We start from the raw sequence: 20,608 nt of genomic DNA, 5'->3' as shown, positions 1-20,608 counted from the left end.
CGGGCGCCTACCCCCTCTGGGTGGGCAAACAGTCCGGAGACAACTGAAGCCAACTGCTTATCTTCCGGACGGTCTTCACTTCCTTCTTCTCCCTGCTCCATGACTGCTTTTACCCACCGACGGCTGCTTTCGGGCGCCTTTCTTCTGCTCACGGCTGTGCTGCCAGCTCAGGCGCAGAAGTTCACCCCACAGGTGCAGGAGTTTATTAAGGTGAATAGCCCTACTGTGGCCCTCACCGACGCCAAGGTGATTGACGGCACGGGCCGGCCAGCCCAGCTGCACCAGACGGTGGTGCTCCGGCAGGGGCGCATTGTGCAGGTAGGCCCCATGAAGAAGGTGAAGGTACCCTCCGACGCGCAGGTGATTAACTGCGCCGGCAAAACCCTGATTCCGGGCCTGGTGATGCTGCACGAGCACCTGTACTATACCATGCCCACAGGCAGCTATTTCAACATCGCCCAGATGCCCTACTCCTTCCCACGCCTGTACCTAGCCGGGGGGGCCACCACCATCCGCACGGCTGGCAGCATCGAGCCCCAAACGGACTTGGCCATTCAGCGCATGGTGCGGGAGGGCAAGCTCATTGGTCCGGAAATGGATGTAACGGCTCCTTACATGGAGGAGCCCGCCCTCGATATTCCGGCCCTGAACACCATCAAAGGCCCTGAGGATGCGGCCGCGACTACCACCTTCTGGGCCAACAAGGGCTGCACTTCCTTTAAGATGTACATGCACGCCACCCGCGCCGACTTGGCCGCCGTGGTGCGGGAAGCTCACGCCCGTCAGCTTAAAGTAACCGGCCACCTCTGCTCCATTACCTACCGTGAGGCGGCCGAAATTGGCATTGATAACCTGGAGCACGGCTTTATGGCCAGCTCCGACTTTGTGCCCAACAAAGCACCCGACGTAGCCGACTACCCCGCCGGGCGTCGGTCGTTGCTGCAGTTACCGGTCAACAGCCCGGAAATGAAAGACCTGATGCGCTTTCTGATCAGCAAGAAGGTAGCCCTTACCTCTACCCTACCCGTGTTCGAGCCCTATACTGGCCGGGAGGTGGTACTAGGTGGCGGCCTGAGCGCCCTGATTCCGCAGCTTCAGGAGCGTGAAAATGCTACTTGGCAGCAGAACCAGCAGAAAGACTCGGCCAGCGTGCGTCTGTTCAAGAAAGAAATGGCCTGGGAAAAGCAGTTCTATGATGCCGGTGGCCTGCTGGTAGCCGGCACTGACCCCACCGGTGCGGGCCGTACCATTGCTGGCTACGCCAACCGCCGCCAAATAGAACTTCTGGTAGAAGCGGGCTTCACGCCCGTGCAGGCCATCAAGATCAGCACTCTGAACGGAGCCATCTACCTAGGCCGCGACAAGGAAATTGGCACGATTGAGGCCGGTAAGCAGGCCGATTTAGTTTTGATTGACGGCGACCCGGAAAAGGATATTCAACAGGTGCGCCGCATGGAGCTTGTCTTCAAGCAAGGGGTAGGGTTTGACTCACCTAAATTGTTTGACTCCATGCAAGGCAAGGTTGGGCTGAATTGAAGGGGTAGGCGACGAGGGGCTGCATACGTGTCATTTACTACCCCTTGTACCCGCCTCAGAGCCCTGAACTCTCGGGATAAAACAAAGGCTCCATCTGACCTGAGATGGAGCCCTTGTTAGGCAAGCTTACGTGAGCCGACTACACGGCCGCGCTACCGTCATCCAGGGCCGGGATGTCGGTTAGCAACTCTACGTTACCGCGCAAATCCATAAGGAAACACTGCACCCGCAGCGGATTGCCACTGGTTTGGCTCCAATTGCGGATGCGCTCGGCCAGTTGCTGGGCGTAGTGGTTGTGCAGGTGCATCTCGTCTTCGTGGTGCTGATGCGTGTCGTCGAAAGAGCCTTCATCGCCGAGAAACACCCGGTAAGCCCCGCAGTTGCGGTGCTCCAGAATGTACACGTCACGAACGTTGTGCAGCTGGCAGGCCACGTCGAGGTGCTCAAAAAAGGCGGTGTTCCAGTGCTCATTTACTACGGCACCCAGTGCCGCCCCGGCCAAAATAAATTGGTCGTAGCGGTTGGTAAGGTTGTCGTGCTCCATGAAGCGCACGATGTCGGCGAGGAGGCGCAAATCCATGCAGCTCAGCAGCAGCACGTTGCCGCGCGCAGCCGGGTACGAAGGATAAGAACGACGCATGGTGAGGTGAGTTGAGGGCATAGCAGTGTTAAGGCTACGAACGAGGATATACCCTGAGGTAGGGGCACCGAAAGGTATAGGCTTTTCCGATGGGTACGCCCGCCTTAGCACAAGCTTCAAGCGCCTCCGCAGGGTAGGCTGCTCAGCCTCTGCGGGTTTTGTTGCCCGGCCTATTATGCCTCCTACCTCAAATTATAAGTCGCGCAAAAAGCCTTCAACAGATAGCGTAGCTACCTCCTACCCCGGCACCAATGCCAAACTCAGAGCAGCTAAAACCTACCAGCCTCGGAGGCGCTGGGTCTGCAGCGCCAAAAACTCAGGCAGTGAAAGCTCGCCCATAACGTAGCGCTGCAACAGCTGCATGGTAGCAGCAGTGACCAACGGTACGCCTTCCTGACTAATGCCGGAAATGTATTCGGCCTGAATCAGTCGCTTGGCCCAAGCGTGCTGATCGGGCACCGACATAGAACCAGGAGGTGCTTCAAAATGCATAGGCAATCAGAGATGGTACACGACTACCTACGTTGGGCGGGCGCTGGTCAGATTTCCAGCTACCATCAGTATAAGAATCTTACTATCTGATAGTGTTGAGCTTACAGCTGCCGCCAAAAGCACCATACCCTGTTGGGGCTAGCGGCAGGAAGGTGTTGGCCGGTACCCTGGTCCTTGGTAGCTGGTGGCCGGCAGGCTCCGCAGTAGCAGCGCGAGGCCGGTAGCTACAAGCCGCTGCTGCAGTTCCGCTGTTAGCCCGCACCAGTACGTCACCAAATGAGCGGCTCGGGCCTGTTGCTCTACGTGAAAAATAGCCTGCTGGCCCGCATACGAAATATCTGTCAGCTGTTGGCAATCAATCCAGAGAGTATCGCTGCCATGAACAACAGCCTTTCCCAGCACCTGCCGCAGATAATGCGCTTCCTCAATAGTATTACACGCGCCCCGTACATGCACTCCCTGATTCGCAGGCGGACCTATCACCTCAATACACAAGCTCTGCATTTGCACTGCCGGATCATGCTCATCTGCTGATTTGCAGAAGAATAGTGCAAAAATAAATATCTGCAAAGTCAATCCTTTCCGTCGAAACCCGGATTTTTTATCTTCTTTCTGCACATATTTCTACGTGTTTATCCTGACAACGAGGGGTAGGACGACCGGAATGGGGTAGGCCGGCCCAGAGTGGCGGGGCTACATCAGGCGGCATCCAGCCATTGCCGGGCCGCTATGGCTTCATCGAACTCAAAGAGGCGCACATTAGGCTCGGTTACGTGTAGCATCATGGTCTGTACGCACAGGCGGGCGGGCCAATCCATAGCATTCAGCAGCGCCATCGACTCAATACCTGCCATAGCCAGTTGGGGTAGGAACTTCTCCCCAAGCCACTGGCTGACGTTGGCCCACCCGTCCAGAATCTCGCTGGCGTCATTCAGCATCTTGCGGCTTTTTGTGGTGCGTACCGCTTCCAGCATCATGCCGCAATATTCCTCCACCGATTGCTGCGTATGAATGCCGCGCCATTCTATGTGCAGCCATTCGTGCCTGGGGTTGTGGTAGAGGGTAAACAGAGGGGAATCGAATAAGAGCAGTTTCATAAGTAAACGATACGGAAGAAGCCTAATGGCAGTCCTCCGAACAACAACCCGGTGCAAGAAGATTCACGGCTGCCAACGCAACCGCTCGTCTTCTTCGGGCGCTACAACGACTTCGTGAAGCTGACCCTGATCTTCAGCTGGAAGTCGCTGATTACCTTGAAGATTTCCTTGAGCGTAACTTGCTCTACCTGCGTGAGGGTGGTAGGGTCCACGTAGTTGGTGGGGGTAGTGCGGTCGTTAATGAGCTGGCGGGCCTGCTTTTGCAGGCGCATGCCCATGAGGTAGTAGTAGGCCTGCAGCAGCTCCTGGTATTCCTTTTCCTTGAACACGCCCCGCTCGCGCAGCTGGGCCAGCCGCTCGCCGGTATTGGTCTTGAAAATCTGGTTTTTAAGAGCAAACACCCGCACCAGATCCACAATAGGCGCCATGGTTTTTTTCAGGTCGAATACCTGCTGGTCGCCCTGCGCGAAGGTGCGGATATTGCGGAAGAACGTGAGTGGGGCCTCATACTGCAGGGCATTTTTGGCCATGAAGAACAGGAAACGGTCCAGGGGTTGGGCCAGCTCCTGGCTCAGGAAGTCCTGCAGCTCGTGCATCAGGCTGGCCTCGCCGTAGAGGTAACGGCAGTCGAAGAAGGTAGCGAACTGCATTACCGTTTCCGGGTTCGACTCGCTCATCCACTGGTGGTAGTTGCGCTTCCAGTGCGAAAGGGAATGGGTCCACTTCGGGTTTTTGGCCATGAAGCCGCCGGTGCAGAAGTGCAGCCCGATGTGGTTGAGCTGATCGGACACAGCCGTGGCGAAGCGCAGAAAGTATTCCCGCACCAGTTCGCGTTGCTCATTGGCCTTGTCTTCGTAGATGATGGCGTTGTCCTGGTCAGTGAGCAGGGTTTGCTCTTTGCGGCCCTCACTGCCCAGCACCATAAACACGAACTTGGCCGGGGCCGGGCCCAACTCAGCCAGCACGTTCTCAATAACTTTCAGGGCAATGGTATCGGCCACGGTGCTGATCACCTGGTTGACGATGTCGGCCTTTACCCCGCGGCTGAGCAGCTGGTTCACGATATCGGGCACCATTTCCCAGCGGCGCTTCAACTCCCGGCTGCCCTGGGCCAGCTTCACAGCCTGAATAAACATAAACGGCGACTGGGCCAGGTCGCTGAGTAGCTTGTTGCGACTCAAAAACCCCGCATACTCCCCCTCCCGCTCCACCAGCAGGTAGCGCGTTTTGGTTTGGAACATCAGCAAGATAGCCTCATACACAAAGGCCTCACTGGAGATGGACACCAGCGGAGTGGCCGCTACCTCCCCTACTGGCTGCCGGGCATCCCGGCACTGCGCCACCACTGAGTCGCGCAGGGTAATATCGGTGCAGTAGCCCACAATGGCTTGGGTAGCTGTATCCGTCACGAAAAGGCAGCTGACTTTGGCGGCAGCCATGCGGCGGGCGGCTTCAAAAATGGGCAGGCTGGCGGGGCAGGTTACCAGCTCGCGCACCTCCAGAGTGCTAATGCGGCGCGAAAACAGCTGATCGGCCACCAGAAAGTTCTGCTCCGGTGGGTTTACGGGCTTCACGAAGTGCGCAAACTCCTCGTTGAGCATCCGCTCTCCATAGCGGGCCGTGAAGTAGTGAAAAAACGACTCGTAGGCTTGGCACAAGGCCCGAAAGTCGCGGCGGGGCAGCTGCAGAACGCGGGTGCCTTTGCGCACCATTACCGTGCGCAAGGAGCGTTTCTTATTGAGCAGAATAGACATACCTCCGTAGCAGGTGCCGGGCCCATACACCTCAGGGAGGCGTTTGTGCTGCTCGCTGTCGAAGAAGAACGTTTCGTACGCGCCCTCCACAATAATATCGAGGCTGCGCACCTTGGAGGTATCCTGCTGGTAGAGCATCGTTTCGCGGGGGTGCTCTACTTCCTGCAGTAAGGTTACTACCCCTTCCAGCACTTCTTCAGGCAGGCGGTCAAACGGGGCAACAGTACGCAGAAAAGCCAAACGATTATCCATATACAAGCCAGAATAGAAGATACAACAGCAGGCCCGCCACTACCAGGGCTACCCAAGGCCACACTTTCGGGAAATGGCCGGCCTCAGGCACCACCAGCGGGGGTTGGCCGACAAGCTTTTCAGAAGAAATCAGCCCTCGCCGGCGCAGCTCGAAAAAGCAGCGAGCAGTGGCCAGGGCATCAATATAGGCATCGTGGAGCCGCACCATAGGCTCGCCGAACAGTAGCTCGTGCAGTTCATTAAGGCGCAGGTGGCGGCGGTGATGCGAGCCGGGCAGCGGTGGCCAGGTGGCAGCCATGGTACAGAACTGGGGTAGCGCAGGCAACGGATTTGCCAAGCCAGCCCGGCTGAACGCCGCTCCCAATACGTGAAAATCGAGCCGCAAGAAATGCCCGATAACCCGTGGCTGGTAGCTTTCCAGATCTTGCAGCAAGCGGCCCAGCACCGTTTCCGGCGCCTGCCCTTGCTCCTGCAGAAACGCTGGCGTAAGGCCATGAATAGCTACGGCCGTAGCCGACATGCGTTGGGCCGGAACCTGGAGGTAGGCCTGATCGGTTTTTACCAGCTCGCCCTCGGCGGTGTACACTGCCCAGCCCAGCTGGGCAATGCAGGGCCACTGCTGCTCCTCGGAGTAGGGTCGGTCCCAGCGCCGGGGTAGGCCGGTCGTTTCCGTGTCCAGAAAAAGAAAGTACTCCGGCACTATGAAGGGGCCTTGGGTGGAAGAACAGGAGCGCCCGCCGCGAAAAAGCAGCCGGTGGCAAACGCGCGCTTACTGCGCGGAAGCTTCCATAAACTTAGCGGCAGGGTCGCGCACGGGGCTGGTTGGGGCAGTTTCCGTGCGGGCCGATGAGTTGCGCACCAGCAGCTCGGGGCGCAAAGCTACCTGCCGGGGCGCAAATGGCCGGCCATCAGCATCAATCAGTTCCAGGAGCAAGCGCACGGCGGCCTGGCCCATTTCTTCGCATCGCTGGTCAATGGTGGTAATGGGCGGCTGGGTAACGGTAGTAAAGGTTTCGTTGCTGAAGCCGGAAATGGCAATGTCTTCGGGCACACGCAGTCCCTGCCGGTGGGCTTCCTGCAAAGCCCCCAGGGCGGCATAGTCGCCAGCTGCGAATACCCCATCAGGCGGGTTGGCCGAAGTCAGCATCTGACGCAACCCTTCAGCGGCCTGGCCCTGGGCCATGTCGGAGTAGTGAATTAAGCTTTCATCTTCGGGCAAACCGGCTTCGCGCAAGGCATCGAGGTAGCCCTGCCGGCGGTTTTTGTAGATATTCAGGTGTTGCGGGCCGGCCAGGTGCGCAATTCGGCGGCAGCCCTGCTGCAGCAAATGGCGGGTAGATACGTAGCCCCCTTCCTGGTCGTCGAGTACTACGGCATTCACGTTGTCGCCCTCCACAATACGGTCAAAAAATACCAGCGGCAGGCCCCGGCTCCGCACTTTCTCGAAGTGCCGGAAATCGTGAGTGGTGCGCGACAACGACACCAAGATGCCAGCTACCTGAGCGCTTAACAGAATATCAAGGTTGCGACGTTCCTGGGCCACATCCTCGTTCGATTGGCAGATGATAACGTTGTAGCCCGCCTTACTGGCTGCTGTTTCAATGCCATGCACCACCGAAGGAAAGAAACGGCCCTCGATATACGGCACTACAATGCCCAGCAGTTGGCTTTTGCCTTTGCGCAGGGCCGAAGCCAGACGGTTAGGTTGGTAATTATATTTCTTGGCCAGCTTGAGCACCTTTTGCTTCATGGCGGGCCCAATGCTGTGGTGGTCACTCAGGGCCCGCGAAATGGTGGTCATGGACACGCCCAGCTCCCGGGCTAGGTCGGCCATGGAAACGGGGGTAGTAGTATTTAAGTCCGGGGCTTGTTTTTTTCGAGGGGCCATAATTAAAGGCGCTACACAATGCTTTGTGTAAAGATAGATGATTTATACTCTTTCAGGCGGGCACCGTTGAATATGTTGGCTATAGGCCATATTCGGGGGTAAACAAATAAGAAATAACCATTACAGATGGTCAACTTCTCTCTACTTTGAAGAAACACATTTTAGAACTTAGCACCAACTTGTTGAGTTTTTCTTATTACTTTACACAATCGATTGTGCCGACATAAAGACCCAATCAGCCTCATCTGTGCTTTGGTAACCATCGGTTTTTGTCGGATTTCTTGCCTTCCCGCATCTTCATATCTGCTCATTTCACTGCTCTATGCCCACATCTTCTCCCACCCGATTCGCGCAGCTCACTACTGGTCTGGCCCTGTGCGGCACCCTAGGCCTGGCTCCGGCCCTAGCCCAAACCGCTCCCACTACCCTCACCGTGCAGGTAAACAAGCCGGGGGCACCTGTTTCGCCCGTTATGTACGGGCTGTTCTTCGAGGACATCAACTTCGCTGCCGACGGCGGACTGTACCCCGAGCTGGTGAAGAACAAGTCCTTTGAAATCCAGGGGCAGCATTTTATCGGCTGGAATGCCATCAAAGGCGCCGCGGGCCTACAGGCCTACACCGTCGTCAGCGACAAACCCATCAGCGCCACCAACAACCACTTTGCCCGCCTGACGGCCGCCCGCGCTAACCCCGATGCCGGCCTGATCAATGAAGGATTCCGGGGCATGGGTGTAAAGCAGGGCGCAGACTATACGTTCTCGGTGTATTTGCGGCGCGGAGCAGGCAACGTAAGTGGCCTGAACGTAACCCTGGAGGAACAGGGCCGCCAGAGCTCCGGCCCGGTGGCTGCTACCTCAGGTAAAACGCTGGCTCAAGCCCAGATTACCGGACTCACCAACGAGTGGAAAAAGTACACGGTGGTGCTCAAGCCCACGGGCACGGCCGCCAAAGCCCAGCTTCGGCTGACGATGGAGGGTGCGGGCACATTGGATCTGGATGTGGTTTCTCTGTTTCCGAAAGACACCTGGAAAAACCGCGAGAATGGCCTGCGCACCGACTTGGTGCAGCTGCTAAAAGATATGCAGCCCGGCTTCCTGCGCTTTCCCGGGGGCTGCATTGTGGAAGGCCGTACTCTTTCGGAGCGCTATCAGTGGAAGGAAACCATCGGCGACGTGGCCGCACGGGTTCCCCTCATTAACCGCTGGAACATGGAGTTCAAGCACCGCTCTACCCCCGATTACTACCAATCTTTCGGGTTGGGCTTCTTTGAGTACTTCCAGCTTTCCGAAGACATTGGGGCTGAGCCCGTACCCATTCTGAACGTAGGCATGGCCTGTCAGTTCAATTCCTCGGAGCTAGCTCCGGTTACCAGCAGCACTGCGCCGGGCGGGCCCAATGCCGCTGAAGCCCACAGCCACGACGATGACCCGACCCTGGAAACATTTATTCAGGACGCCCTGGACCTAGTGGAGTTTGCCAATGGCCCCGCCAGCAGCCCCTGGGGCGCCAAGCGCGTAGCCATGGGCCACCCGGCGCCGTTCAACCTCAAATACATTGGCATCGGGAACGAGCAGTGGGGTCCGCAATACCTGGAGCGTTACGAGCCGTTCATGAAGGCCGTGAAGGCGAAGTATCCTAACATCAACATCGTGTCGAGCGCCGGTCCGAGCCCCGATGGCGACCTGTTCGATAAAGCGACTACCCGCCTGCGCGAGCTGAAGGCCGAGGTAATTGACGAGCACTATTACGCTAGCCCGGAGTGGTTCCGCCAGAACGCCGGCCGCTACGACAACTACCCTACTACTGGCTCCAAGATCTTCGCCGGGGAGTACGCCGCCCAGACGGTAGCCATCGGCAGCCCCGACAACAAAAACAGTTGGGACACGGCTATTTCCGAGGCGGCCTTCATGACCGGCCTGGAGCGCAACGCCGATAAGGTGGTAATGGCCTCGTATGCTCCCATGCTGGCCCACGTAGATGCCTGGCAGTGGACCCCGGATATGATCTGGTTTGATAATCTGCGCTCCTACGGCACGCCCAACTATTACGTGCAGAAGCTCTTCTCGCTCAACAAAGGCACGACTATGCTTCCGGTACAGCTCAGCGCCGGCGCCAAAAACGGCCAGGACAACCTGTTCAGCAGCGCCGTGGCCGACGACAAAACCGGTGAAATCGTGGTAAAGCTGGTTAACTACTCGGCCTCGGCCCGTCCCATAACCGTGAGCCTGCAGGGCGTGAAGAAGCTGGGCAAAACTGGTAAAGCCACCGTGCTGGCCAGCCCCGACCTGAACGCCGTGAACAGCCTGGACCAGCCCATGAACATAGCCCCCAAGGATGCTTCGTTCAAAGTGTCGTCATCTAATGTAACCTACACGCTGGCCCCGAACTCCTTCACGGTGCTGCGCATTCCCGGCAAGCGCTAAGCAGCAGCAGACCATGACAAAGACTCTCTCCCTGCTCGCAAGTATGCTATTGGCTACGGCCGCTGCTACCCTGGCGCCCACCGCGGCGCTGGGGCAGGCAGTGCCCGAGCCGACGGCCGGCAACCCCATCATCAAAGACAAGTACACCGCCGACCCGGCCGCCCTAGTGCACCAAGGCACGGTGTACCTTTACGCCGGACACGACGAGGCCCCGGCCCGGCAGGAACGCTACGTGATGAACGAATGGCTGTGCTATTCCTCCCAGGATATGGTAAACTGGAAAGAGCACCCCTCGCCCCTGAACGTGAAGGCGTTTGCCTGGGCCAAGGCCGATGCCTGGGCCTCCCAGGTAATTGAGCGAGGTGGCAAGTTCTACTGGTACGCTGCGGTGGAGCACGGCTCCATTCCGGGCAAAGCCATCGGGGTAGCCGTGTCCGACAGCCCCACCGGTCCGTTCAAAGACGCCCGGGGCTCGGCCATCATCACCAATAACATGACCGACAGTCCTATTACCTGGGACGACATTGACCCGACGGTGTTTGTGGATGAGAAAGGCCAGGCCTACCTCTACTGGGGCAACACGAACTGTTACTGGGCCAAACTGAAACCTAATATGATGGAGCTGGACGGCCCTGTTAATAAAGTGACTACCCTGCCCAAGTTCACGGAAGCCCCCTGGATTCATAAGCGCAACGGCTGGTACTACCTGAGCTACGCCTACCAGTTTCCCGAGAAGATTGCCTACGCCATGAGCCGCAGCCTGGAAGGTCCCTGGGAGTTTAAAGGCCTCTTGAACGAAGTGGCGGGCAACTCCAACACCAACCACCAGTCTATCATCGACTTCAAGGGGAAGTCGTATTTTATCTACCACAACGGTAGCATTCCCACCGATGGCGGCTCTTTCCGCCGCTCCGTCTGCATCGACTACCTCTACTACAACAAGGACGGCACGATGAAGCGGGTGCAGATGACCACTGAGGGCGTAAAACCAGCCAAATAACCGGACCAGCGTTGCGTTCTGAACGGCTTAGCTGCCTACCACCTCTATTCTACCAAATCTCACACAATCGTTTATGTATTTCAGGTTAGTAAATAAGCTGGTGCTGTTGGCTCTGCTGCTGGCAAGGCTTGAAATGTGGGCACAGGCTCAGACGGCCCCTCCGCTCATTCCGGCCCACGACCCGGTCATGGCGCAACAGAACGGCACCTACTACATGTTCTGCACGGGGCCGGGTATTGCCGTGTGGTCGTCGAAGGACCGCAAGAACTGGACGCGGGAGAAATCGGTTTTTGCTACCCCTCCTGCCTGGGCCACCCAGGCCGTGCCGGGCTTTAAAAACAACCACATCTGGGCGCCCGATATTTCCTACTACAACGGCGTGTACTCGCTATTTTACTCCATTTCCGCGTTCGGCAAAAACACCTCTTGCATTGGCCTGGCCACTAACAAAACCCTGGACCCTAGCTCCAAAGATTTCAAGTGGGTCGACCACGGCCGCGTGATACAGTCGGTGCCGGGCCGCGACATGTGGAACGCCATCGACCCTAACCTGATACGGGACGATGCCGGAAACCCTTGGCTATCATTCGGTTCTTTCTGGGAGGGCATCAAACTGGTGAAGCTCACCCCCGATCTGAAAGCCCCGGCTCAGCCTGAGCAGTGGCGCACGGTAGCTAAGCGCCCCCGCAGCCCCCAACTCAACGACTCCCTCCCTGGCGACGGCGCCATTGAGGCTCCGTTCATCTTCCGTAAAGGCGAGTATTACTACCTCTTCACTTCTTTCGACTATTGCTGCCGCGGTCCGCAGAGTACGTACAAGATTATGGTAGGCCGCGCGAAAAACGTAACGGGCCCCTACCTAGACAAAGCTGGTAAACCCCTCGACCAAGGCGACGGCACCGAGGTACTGGCCGGCGACAAGAACTGGTTCGGGCTGGGCCATAACTCCGTTTACACCTTCAACAACGCCGATTATCTGGTTTTCCACGGCTATGATGCCGCTGACCAGGGCCGCTCCAAGCTGCGCCTAGAAAAGCTTGCCTGGGACGAGGCCGGCTGGCCTAAGGTGCAGCCTTAGCACTAATGACTACGGATTGATTTAACACAATCGTTTGTCTGTATCAGCGCCTACATCTACTTTCCACCTTACTCGTTAAAAGGTTGACTACCGGCACCGATTACGGTATCGATACCGGTCCTTTTTCTAGCCTTCTGCTTATCTGAAGGCTGTATTCCGGGACTTTGAAGCCGTAGCTTAGCATCTTTCCTACCTTTTTTATTGTCGTTTCGTGACTAAGCCATCCAACTCTCTCGCTGACCTCAGTGTAAATACCATCCGCCTGTTGTCGGTGGACATGGTGCAGGCGGCCAACTCCGGCCACCCCGGCCTACCCCTGGGCGCAGCGCCAATGGCCTACGTGCTGTTCTCGCGCTTTCTGCGCTTTAACCCCCAGGACCCCAAGTGGCCGAACCGGGACCGGTTTGTGCTGTCAGCGGGCCACGGCTCGGCCCTGCTATACAGCCTGCTACACTTGTATGGTTATGATTTGTCTCTGGATGATCTGAAAGCCTTCCGCCAGCTGCACTCCAAAACGCCTGGCCACCCCGAGTCGAACCTGACGCCCGGTGTGGAGGTAACGACGGGACCGCTGGGTCAGGGCTTTGCCAATGGGGTAGGTATGGCCATGGCCGAAGCTCACCTGGCCGCCGTGTACAACAAGCCCGGCCACACCCTGCAGGACCACTACACCTATGCTATTGTCAGCGACGGAGACCTGATGGAAGGCATTGCCGCCGAAGCAGCCTCGCTGGCCGGCCACCTGAAGCTGGGCAAGCTCATTTACCTCTACGACGACAACGACATCTGCCTCGACGGGCCTACCAACCTCTCGTACACCGAGGATGCCCTGGCTCGCTTTGAAGCCTACGGCTGGCATACCCAGCGTGTAACCGATGGCAACGACCTCGACGCAATTGAGGCTGCCATCAAAGCGGCTCAGCAGGAAACTGAGCGGCCTTCCCTCATCTCCGTGAAAACCATCATCGGCTACGGCAGCCCGCAGGAAGGCACCAGCAAGGTGCACGGCTCACCGCTAGGCCCCGACAATCTAAAGAAAGCCAAAGAGTTCTTCGGCTTCGACCCCGAAGCCACCTTTATAGTGCCCGAAGAGGTGCGCACGCACTTGGCCGAAGCCGGCCAGCGCGGCGCTCAGCTTCAGGCTGAATGGCAGCAGAAAACAGAAGCGTTCCAGCAGGAGTACCCAGCAGAGTGGGAACTGTTCCGGACTTCGTTTGCGGGTGAGCTTCCTGCAGGCTGGGATGCCTCGCTGCCGGTTTTCACGGCCGCCGACGGCGCCTTGGCTACCCGTCAGGCCTCGGGCAAAGCCCTGAATGCGCTTAAGCAAACGGTACCCTTCCTGTTCGGGGGCTCCGCTGACCTGGCTTCTTCCAACGAAATGCCCACCAGCGGCGACGCCAGCTTCCAGCCGGGCGCTTACGAGCGCAGCAACATCTGGTTTGGGGTGCGCGAGCACGCCATGGGCGGCGCCATGAACGGCATGGCCCACCACGGCGGTGTGCGCCCCTACGGCGGCACCTTCCTGACCTTCTCCGACTATATGCGCGGCGCCATCCGCCTCACGGCCCTGGCCGAGTCGGGCGCTACCTTCGTCTTCACCCACGACAGCATTGGCCTGGGCGAGGACGGCCCTACCCACCAGCCCGTAGAGCAGGTAGCGGCCCTGCGTACCATCCCGAACATTGTAGTGCTGCGCCCTGCCGATGCCAACGAGACCGTAGAATCCTGGCGCGTGGCCCTAACCACGCCCAAATCGCCGGTGGTCCTGATTTTGTCGCGCCAGAAGCTACCCGTTTTGGATCAGGAGAAGTATGGGTCAGCCCGCGAGGGGGTGGCCAAAGGCGCCTACATCCTCAGCGAAGCCGAAGGTGGCCAGCCCCAATTAATTCTTTTAGCCACGGGCTCCGAAGTATCCTTGGCTATGCAAGCGCAGGAAACGTTGCAGCAACAAGGCGTGGCAACTCGCGTAGTAAGCATGCCTTCGTGGGAGTTGTTCGAGAAGCAGGATAAGGCGTATCAGCAGCAAGTGCTGCCCTCGGCCGTGCGCAAGCGCGTAGCCATTGAGGCTGGCTCACCCCTGGGCTGGCACAAGTACGTAACTGATGAAGGCACCGTCATTGCCATGAACCGCTTCGGTGAATCGGGCCCCGGCGAGGCTGTAATGGAATACTTTGGCTTCTCGGTAGAAAACGTGGTAAAGCAGGCCAACTGGGTACTGCAGGGCCAGCCCGCTGAAATAGAGAAGAAAGAAGTGCTGTCGTAAAGCAGCTTAAACAAGGAACACCATGCTAAGCTTGTCGACGCATTCCGCGTGCTGAAGTCAGGAGCACTCTTGCAACGGCCGTACGCGGGATGCCTCGACAAGCTCAGCTATGATGTACTTTTTCATTGTACTGAAATCAGAAACACCCGCTCGATATGAATCCTTTAGTTGCCATTCACGATTTCGGCCAGAGCATCTGGCTGGACTATATCCGCCGCAATATTCTCCATAACGGAGAGCTGCAGCGCCTCATCACCGAAGACGGCCTGCGCGGCGTGACGTCGAACCCGGCTATCTTCGAAAAAGCCATTGCCGGCTCCGACGACTACGCCGAAGACATCCGCAAATTTGCCCAGGAAGGTCTGTCGGCCGATGAGATTTACGCCCGCTTGGCCGTGGCCGACGTGCAGCAAGCCTGCGACCTGCTCCGCCCCCTCTATGACCACCCCGAAAACGGTGGCGACGGTTACGTCAGCCTGGAAGTATCGCCGGAGTTGGTGAACAACACGGAAGGCACCGTAGCAGAAGGGCTGCACTTCTGGAAGGAAGTAAACCGCCCCAACGTGATGATTAAGGTACCCGCCACGCTGGAAGGCCTGCCCGCCATCCGGCAGCTGATTGCGGCCGGCGTGAACATAAACGTGACCCTGATTTTCAGCGTGGAGCGTTACCGCTTGGTGGCCGAAGCTTACCTGGCCGGCCTGGAAGACCGGGTAAAAGCCGGCGGCTCCGTAAAGCGCCTTGACTCCGTAGCCAGCTTCTTTCTCTCCCGCATCGATGTGCTGATTGACCCCATGTTGGAAAAACTGGCGGCCGAAGGCGGCGAAAAAGGAGAGCTAGCGCAGAGCTTGGTGGGCGAGGTAGCTATTGCCAGCGCCAAACGCGCTTACGAGGTATTTGAGGAAATTTTCGCCGGTCCGCGTTGGGAAGCCCTCAAAGCCCAGGGTGCGCAGCCGCAACGCCTGCTGTGGGCCAGCACCGGCAACAAAAACCCTAAGTACGACGACCTGAAGTACGTAGAAGCACTCATCGGCCCGAACACCGTAAATACCATTCCAGTGGAAACCCTGGATTTCTACCGTGCCAAAGGCCAGCCTGCCAACCGCTTGGCTAGCAAGCAAGAGGTAGCTGTGCTGGACCGCCTGCCGGAACTCGGCCTCGACCTGGAGGCTCTTACCAACCAGCTGGAGCAGGAAGGCGCCAAGAAGTTCACGGAGCCCTTCGGCAAACTGATGAACGTGCTAGAGCAGAAACGCCAGGAGGCACTGACCGGCGCTACGGCGTAGTTTCCATAACCCATTATCCTGCTTAATCCGGCATCTGCTTGCTGAAGCATCTCTCGCTTCCTTTTGCAGCCTTTATGCAGTAGCAAGGGGTAGGGATGTACCCGCTCTGCTGAGCATGTTCAAGCTTGTTTTGGCTGTTTGTAGCGCACTTCCCGAATTCCTTGCCTTATTCAGACTGACCATGACTAACGGGGAGCCACTATGGTGGCTCCCCGTTGTTTTGCGTATTACTTATGCTTGCAATTACTTCTGGCCAGCGCCGCGTGGCCGTTAGCGTGCTGTTCTTCGTGGCAGGTTTGTGCTTTGCATCCTGGGCTTCGCGCATCCCCGACATTGGGTTAAAACTGGGTTTGAGCGAGGGCGAGTTGGGCAAATTGCTGCTAGCCTTGCCGGTAGGCTCCATGCTAGCGCTACCCATTGCTGGCTGGCTAGTGCACACCTATGGCAGCCGGGTGGTGGTACTAATGGCTACGTGTCTGTACGCTGGCTTCCTACCCTTGCTGGGCTGGGCAACCGATTTCTGGACCTTGGCCGCCAGCTTAGTACTATTTGGCTTTGCCGGTAACCTGCTGAATATCTCCGTTAATACGCAAGCCATTGGCGTGCAGGCAGCCTACGGCCAGCCCATTATGGCTAGCTTTCATGGACTCTGGAGCTTGGCAGGTTTTCTAGGCGGCGCCCTGGGTACTGTCCTCATTCGGTGGCAGCAGACTCCGTTTCAGCACTTCTTGCTGGTCATGGGGGTAGGCCTGATTTTCACCGTGCTGGCTCACCAGCGCACTCTGCCCCATGATGTGGGCGCCGAGACTGAGGGTTCCGGGTTGCGACGCCCCGAGCCCTACCTGCTCCGCATTGGCCTGATTGCGTTCTGCGGCATGCTTTGCGAGGGCTGCATGTTTGATTGGAGCGGGGTGTACTTTCAGAAGGTAGTGCGCCCGGATGCTACCCTCGTGACGGCGGGCTACGTGGCCTGCATGAGTACCATGGCCCTGGGCCGCTTTATCTCTGATTTCTTTACCCACCGCTTCGGCACAACCCGCATGCTGCAAATCAGCAGCGCCCTGATTACGGTGGGCTTACTGACTGCCGTGGTATGGCCCGCCTTTGTCCCCTCGGTTATCGGGTTTCTGCTGGTAGGCTTCGGTATTGCCTCCGTGACACCCTTAGCCTATAGTGCAGCCGGGCAGTCAACCGCCGTTTCGCCGGGAGTTGCACTGGCTATGGTTTCCACCATTGGCTACCTCGGGTTTCTGTTAGGGCCGCCGCTGATTGGGCTGATGGCTGAGCTTTTTAATCTGCGCGTGTCGTTTGCAGTGGTAGCGGGACTGGGGGCGGCCATTGGAGTGCTGGCAGCAAGCCGGGCATCAGCAAATCCAACTCCCAATCAGTTACCTAAGCCCGACCCCATATCATCTGATTATTAACTTACTACATAACAGATACAGTGTGGAACCCTGGGTGAGCGAGTGCTTACATTTAAAAAAATAGTTGCAATATTTTATTGGTAGTTTGTTATCAAATCAGTAATCTTACTCACTCAATCTCTCACCTAATAGCTCGAAGGGCTTCCCCAGCAGTCCTTCCTTAGCTTCTCCTCAGGTCCGTCTTTCAATCGTGCCTTTTTTTGTGTCACTCTACACAAACGATTGTGAATAATCAATAACACAATCGTTTGTGTTTTCTCACCTTAATTCCCACACCCCTGTACATGAAAAAGTCCATACCCAAAATGCCGCGGGTCACTATTCCGGCTTTGCTCTGCTGCCTTCCTTTACAGCCAGTATTGGCGGTGGCTTCTGCACCAAATCCCGCTACAGAGCGCCTCACGGCCCGGCCTCAGGCCGACATTACCGTTTCGGGGCAGGTAGTAGATGAAAAGGGCGCGGGCCTGCCCGGCGTAAACGTGATTGTGAAAGGCACTACCACCGGCACCCAAACCGATGCCGACGGCCGCTTTACCCTCACCGCCCCCGATAATGCCACTCTGCAGATTTCCTTTGTAGGCTACACCTCTCAGGAAGTAGCTGTGAACGGCCGTACGTCTATCAGTATCTCGCTAGCCCCCGACAATCGGGCTCTTTCGGAGGTAGTGGTGGTAGGCTACGTGGCCCAGGACCGCCAAAACTTGACAAGCGCCGTCAGCAGCCTCGATACCCGAGAAGCTAACAAAACCCCCGTTCCGACCCTGGCGCAGAGCATTCAGGGGCGGGTAGCGGGCGTTCAGGTAGAAAGCGCGGGCAACCCCGGCGCGGTGCCCAACATCCTGATTAGGGGGGTAGGCACGGTGGGCTCTGGCAGCAACCCGCTGTACGTGATTGACGGACTGTGGACAGACAACATCCGGGATTTGAACCCCAATGATATTGAATCGACTACAGTTCTGAAAGACGCTTCCTCGACTGCGGTTTACGGCTCGCGTGGGGCGAACGGCGTTATCCTGATTACTACCAAACGCGGCCAGAGCGGCGAGCCTAAAATCAGCTTCAACGGCTACACCGGGGTAGAAAGCATTTATAAGAAGTACGAGTTGGCCAACCACAGTCAGTGGGCCGACTGGGCCAACCAAGCTGCCATTAATGCTGGCATTCCCTCTCCCTCGCCGGGGGCCGTGAAAGGCACGCCGGCCTATACAGATTCAATTGATACTGATTGGCAGAAGGAGTTTTTCCAAACAGGCAAAATCCAAGATTACAATTTGTCTTTTTCCGGGGGTAGCAACTCAGGTAAGAGCGCTACCAACTTTTTGATTTCCGGGGGATATTTCAGCCAGGACGGCATCGTGAAGGGACCCAACTTTGAGCGCTATAGCGTGCGCCTAAACTCCGGCTTTACCCGAGGCCGGCTTAAGTTGGGGCAGAGCGCCCTGCTCACACGCATCAATACCACTCTACTCAACGAAGTGCCGTTCGTGGACGTGCTGACCGAGCTACCCGGCATTCCGGTGTACAACCCCAACAACTTTGGGGGCTACGGCTACGGCAGCGCTAATCTGTTCAACTACTCCGTGAACCCCATCGGGGCCCAGGAAATTCTAAACAGAACCCAGAAGAACAACCGCATTCAGGGCAGCGCAAATGCCGAGTTTTCCATCTTCGATTTCCTCTCGTACCGCCTGAACCTCGGTCTGGAAGTGCATGACTACAACGACCGAAATGCTCGCAAGGAAGGCTATATTCGTTTGGGCGAGTCGAACCCGAACACTACCTACCTCTTTGAAAACCGGGGCACCCAGCGGTTTACGCTCGTAGAAAACACCCTGAACTTCAACAAGCGCTTTGGTGAGCACAACGTAACGGCCCTGCTAGGTTACTCGGAGCAGAAGTATGACTCCGATAACGCCACGGCCAATGCCACGGGCTTCCAGTCGTCGCCTCAATACTTTTTCGTGCTGAGCGGGGCTTCCAACACGGCCAGCGCCCCCATCGTTACTGGCGGCTTCGATGCCTATGCCAAGCGCTCCTACTTCAGCCAACTGAACTACGACTATAAAGGGCGCTACTTGGTTACGGGCAGCTTCCGCCGCGACGGGTCCTCCCGCTTCGACCCGGAACGGCGCTACGCCAACTTCGGAGCCGGCTCCTTGGGCTGGCGCATCAGCGAAGAGGATTTCTTTAAGAGCTCCCTACCCTTCGTTAATAACCTGAAACTGCGCGCCAGCTACGGCGTGAACGGCAACGACCTGATATTCGCTGCAGGCAACTACGCCTACCAGGCCACCGTCAACCAAACGATTTACTACCCCCTGGGCGCTGGTCAAACCCTCGTGAATGGGGCCATTCAGAGGTCCATTGAAAGCCGAGGTATCCGCTGGGAGTCGCGCTACACGTCCAACTTCGGCCTGGATATGGCCGTGCTCGACAACCGGGTGACGCTTTCCACCGACTACTACATTTCCCGCACCAAGAATGCGCTGGTGAACCCACCGTTGCCGGGCTACGGAGGTGTGGCTGGTGCGGGGGCCTACCCGTTCGCCAACTTGGGCGAAATTGAAAACCGGGGATTCGAGCTGGCCCTGGGCTACCATGAGAACCGCACGGCTTTCACCTACGGCGCCGATCTGACACTGACAACCCTGAAAAACAAGGTCTTGGCCCTGTCGGAGTTGCAGCCCAACGTGCCGGGCTTCCTGGGGCTTACCCGCACCACAGTGGGCCAGCCCATCAGTCGGCTATACCTGCTGAAGATGATTGGCGTTTTCCAAAGCCAGGAGGAAATCCAGAACTATCGGAGCGCCAACGGAACCATCATTCAGCCCCTGGCCCAGCCTGGCGACGTGAAGTTTGAGGACACCAACGGCGACGGCTCCATCAACCTCGATACGGACCGCCAGTTTGTGGGCAACCCCTTCCCTACCCTACAATACGGCCTGAACCTAACGGCCGCCTACAAGGGCTTCGACTTGAGTGTTTTCCTGCAGGGCGTAACTGGCAACGACATTCTGAACTCCACGCGGGCCTCGCTCGACATCCTGGACGGGGCCGGCAACTTCCGAAGTGATATTGAGCCCTGGACGCCGCAAAACGGCTCGAACACTACTCCTCGCCTAGTATATGGCGGGGGCGCCGGCACCGTGAAAAACTATGAGCGCATCAGCACCCGCTGGGTGGAAGATGGCAGCTACCTACGTCTAAAAAACGTGCAGTTGGGCTATACCCTACCCAAATCGGTGTCGAATGTGGTACCGGGCCTGGGCAGCGTGCGGGTGTACGTGACGGGGCGCAACATCGTCACCTTCACCAACTACACCGGCTTCGATCCGGAAACGCCGGGCAATGGCGTGTTTGGCCGCGGCATCGACGATGGGACCTATCCAAACGTGCGCACTTTCACGGGCGGGCTGCAAGTGAACTTCTAAGCCATCGGATGGCCCAACCTCCGGCCTGCTCTCAGGCCCCGC

15 protein-coding genes are annotated in these 20,608 nt (G+C 57.6%); 8 read left to right on the top strand and 7 right to left on the bottom strand.

Annotated elements, in window-relative coordinates:
- Positions 1-99: 99 nt before the first annotated feature.
- On the top strand, positions 100-1,536 hold the full coding sequence (locus tag DNI29_RS20720) for an amidohydrolase family protein (RefSeq protein ID WP_110980058.1): 1,437 nt from the start codon (positions 100-102) through the stop codon (positions 1,534-1,536).
- 139 nt (positions 1,537-1,675) lie between these two features.
- Here the strand turns inward: DNI29_RS20720 and DNI29_RS20715 are convergent, their stop codons facing one another.
- From DNI29_RS20715 to DNI29_RS20685, 7 genes are all read right to left on the bottom strand, one after another.
- Complete coding sequence (locus DNI29_RS20715; protein ID WP_110980057.1) at positions 1,676-2,176, bottom strand: hypothetical protein; 501 nt, start codon at positions 2,174-2,176, stop codon at positions 1,676-1,678.
- 276 nt (positions 2,177-2,452) lie between these two features.
- A complete protein-coding gene (locus DNI29_RS20710) occupies positions 2,453-2,668 on the bottom strand; it encodes a hypothetical protein (RefSeq protein WP_123823351.1) in 216 nt (71 codons plus the stop codon).
- Positions 2,669-2,806: 138 nt separating this feature from the next.
- A complete protein-coding gene (locus tag DNI29_RS24275) occupies positions 2,807-3,286 on the bottom strand; it encodes an STAS domain-containing protein (protein WP_123823350.1) in 480 nt (159 codons plus the stop codon).
- An 80-nt stretch (positions 3,287-3,366) separates the two neighbouring features.
- Positions 3,367-3,765 (bottom strand): SpoIIAA family protein, encoded by a 399-nt coding sequence (locus DNI29_RS20700; RefSeq protein ID WP_110980054.1) that lies wholly within the window; start codon positions 3,763-3,765, stop codon positions 3,367-3,369.
- A 101-nt stretch (positions 3,766-3,866) separates the two neighbouring features.
- Positions 3,867-5,771 carry a DUF294 nucleotidyltransferase-like domain-containing protein gene (locus DNI29_RS20695; RefSeq protein ID WP_110980053.1) on the bottom strand — a complete coding sequence of 635 codons (1,905 nt, stop codon included), beginning with the start codon at positions 5,769-5,771 and terminating at the stop codon, positions 3,867-3,869.
- Positions 5,764-6,471, bottom strand: a complete 708-nt coding sequence (locus DNI29_RS20690) for a 3'-5' exonuclease (protein WP_162303687.1) — start codon at positions 6,469-6,471, stop codon at positions 5,764-5,766. The genes DNI29_RS20695 and DNI29_RS20690 overlap by 8 nt, the downstream gene beginning before the upstream one ends.
- Before the next feature lie 69 nt (positions 6,472-6,540).
- On the bottom strand, positions 6,541-7,659 hold the full coding sequence (locus tag DNI29_RS20685; protein WP_110980051.1) for a LacI family DNA-binding transcriptional regulator: 1,119 nt from the start codon (positions 7,657-7,659) through the stop codon (positions 6,541-6,543).
- A 322-nt stretch (positions 7,660-7,981) separates the two neighbouring features.
- Here DNI29_RS20685 and DNI29_RS20680 point away from each other — a divergent pair, with 322 nt between their 5' ends.
- The 7 genes from DNI29_RS20680 (at position 7,982) to DNI29_RS20650 (ending at position 20,566) form a co-directional block, all read left to right on the top strand.
- Positions 7,982-10,084 (top strand): alpha-L-arabinofuranosidase family protein, encoded by a 2,103-nt coding sequence (locus DNI29_RS20680; protein ID WP_110980050.1) that lies wholly within the window; start codon positions 7,982-7,984, stop codon positions 10,082-10,084.
- Between the two features lie 43 nt (positions 10,085-10,127).
- Positions 10,128-11,084, top strand: a complete 957-nt coding sequence (locus tag DNI29_RS20675) for a glycoside hydrolase family 43 protein (RefSeq protein ID WP_110980049.1) — start codon at positions 10,128-10,130, stop codon at positions 11,082-11,084.
- A 73-nt stretch (positions 11,085-11,157) separates the two neighbouring features.
- Positions 11,158-12,162 (top strand): arabinan endo-1,5-alpha-L-arabinosidase, encoded by a 1,005-nt coding sequence (locus DNI29_RS20670; RefSeq protein WP_238388168.1) that lies wholly within the window; start codon positions 11,158-11,160, stop codon positions 12,160-12,162.
- A 211-nt stretch (positions 12,163-12,373) separates the two neighbouring features.
- On the top strand, positions 12,374-14,425 hold the full coding sequence (tkt, locus tag DNI29_RS20665; RefSeq protein WP_110980048.1) for a transketolase: 2,052 nt from the start codon (positions 12,374-12,376) through the stop codon (positions 14,423-14,425).
- 155 nt (positions 14,426-14,580) lie between these two features.
- Complete coding sequence (gene tal, locus DNI29_RS20660; protein WP_110980047.1) at positions 14,581-15,711, top strand: transaldolase; 1,131 nt, start codon at positions 14,581-14,583, stop codon at positions 15,709-15,711.
- Positions 15,712-15,944: 233 nt separating this feature from the next.
- Complete coding sequence (locus DNI29_RS20655; protein ID WP_110980046.1) at positions 15,945-17,135, top strand: MFS transporter; 1,191 nt, start codon at positions 15,945-15,947, stop codon at positions 17,133-17,135.
- Positions 17,136-17,419: 284 nt separating this feature from the next.
- Positions 17,420-20,566, top strand: a complete 3,147-nt coding sequence (locus DNI29_RS20650; RefSeq protein WP_110980045.1) for a SusC/RagA family TonB-linked outer membrane protein — start codon at positions 17,420-17,422, stop codon at positions 20,564-20,566.
- Positions 20,567-20,608: the final 42 nt, after the last annotated feature.

It is taken from the genome of Hymenobacter sediminis, assembly GCF_003231285.1.
GTDB lineage: Bacteria > Bacteroidota > Bacteroidia > Cytophagales > Hymenobacteraceae > Hymenobacter > Hymenobacter sediminis.
The sequence above is the reverse complement of the archived record's forward strand: the minus strand, read 5'-3'. Positions and strand labels throughout refer to the sequence as shown.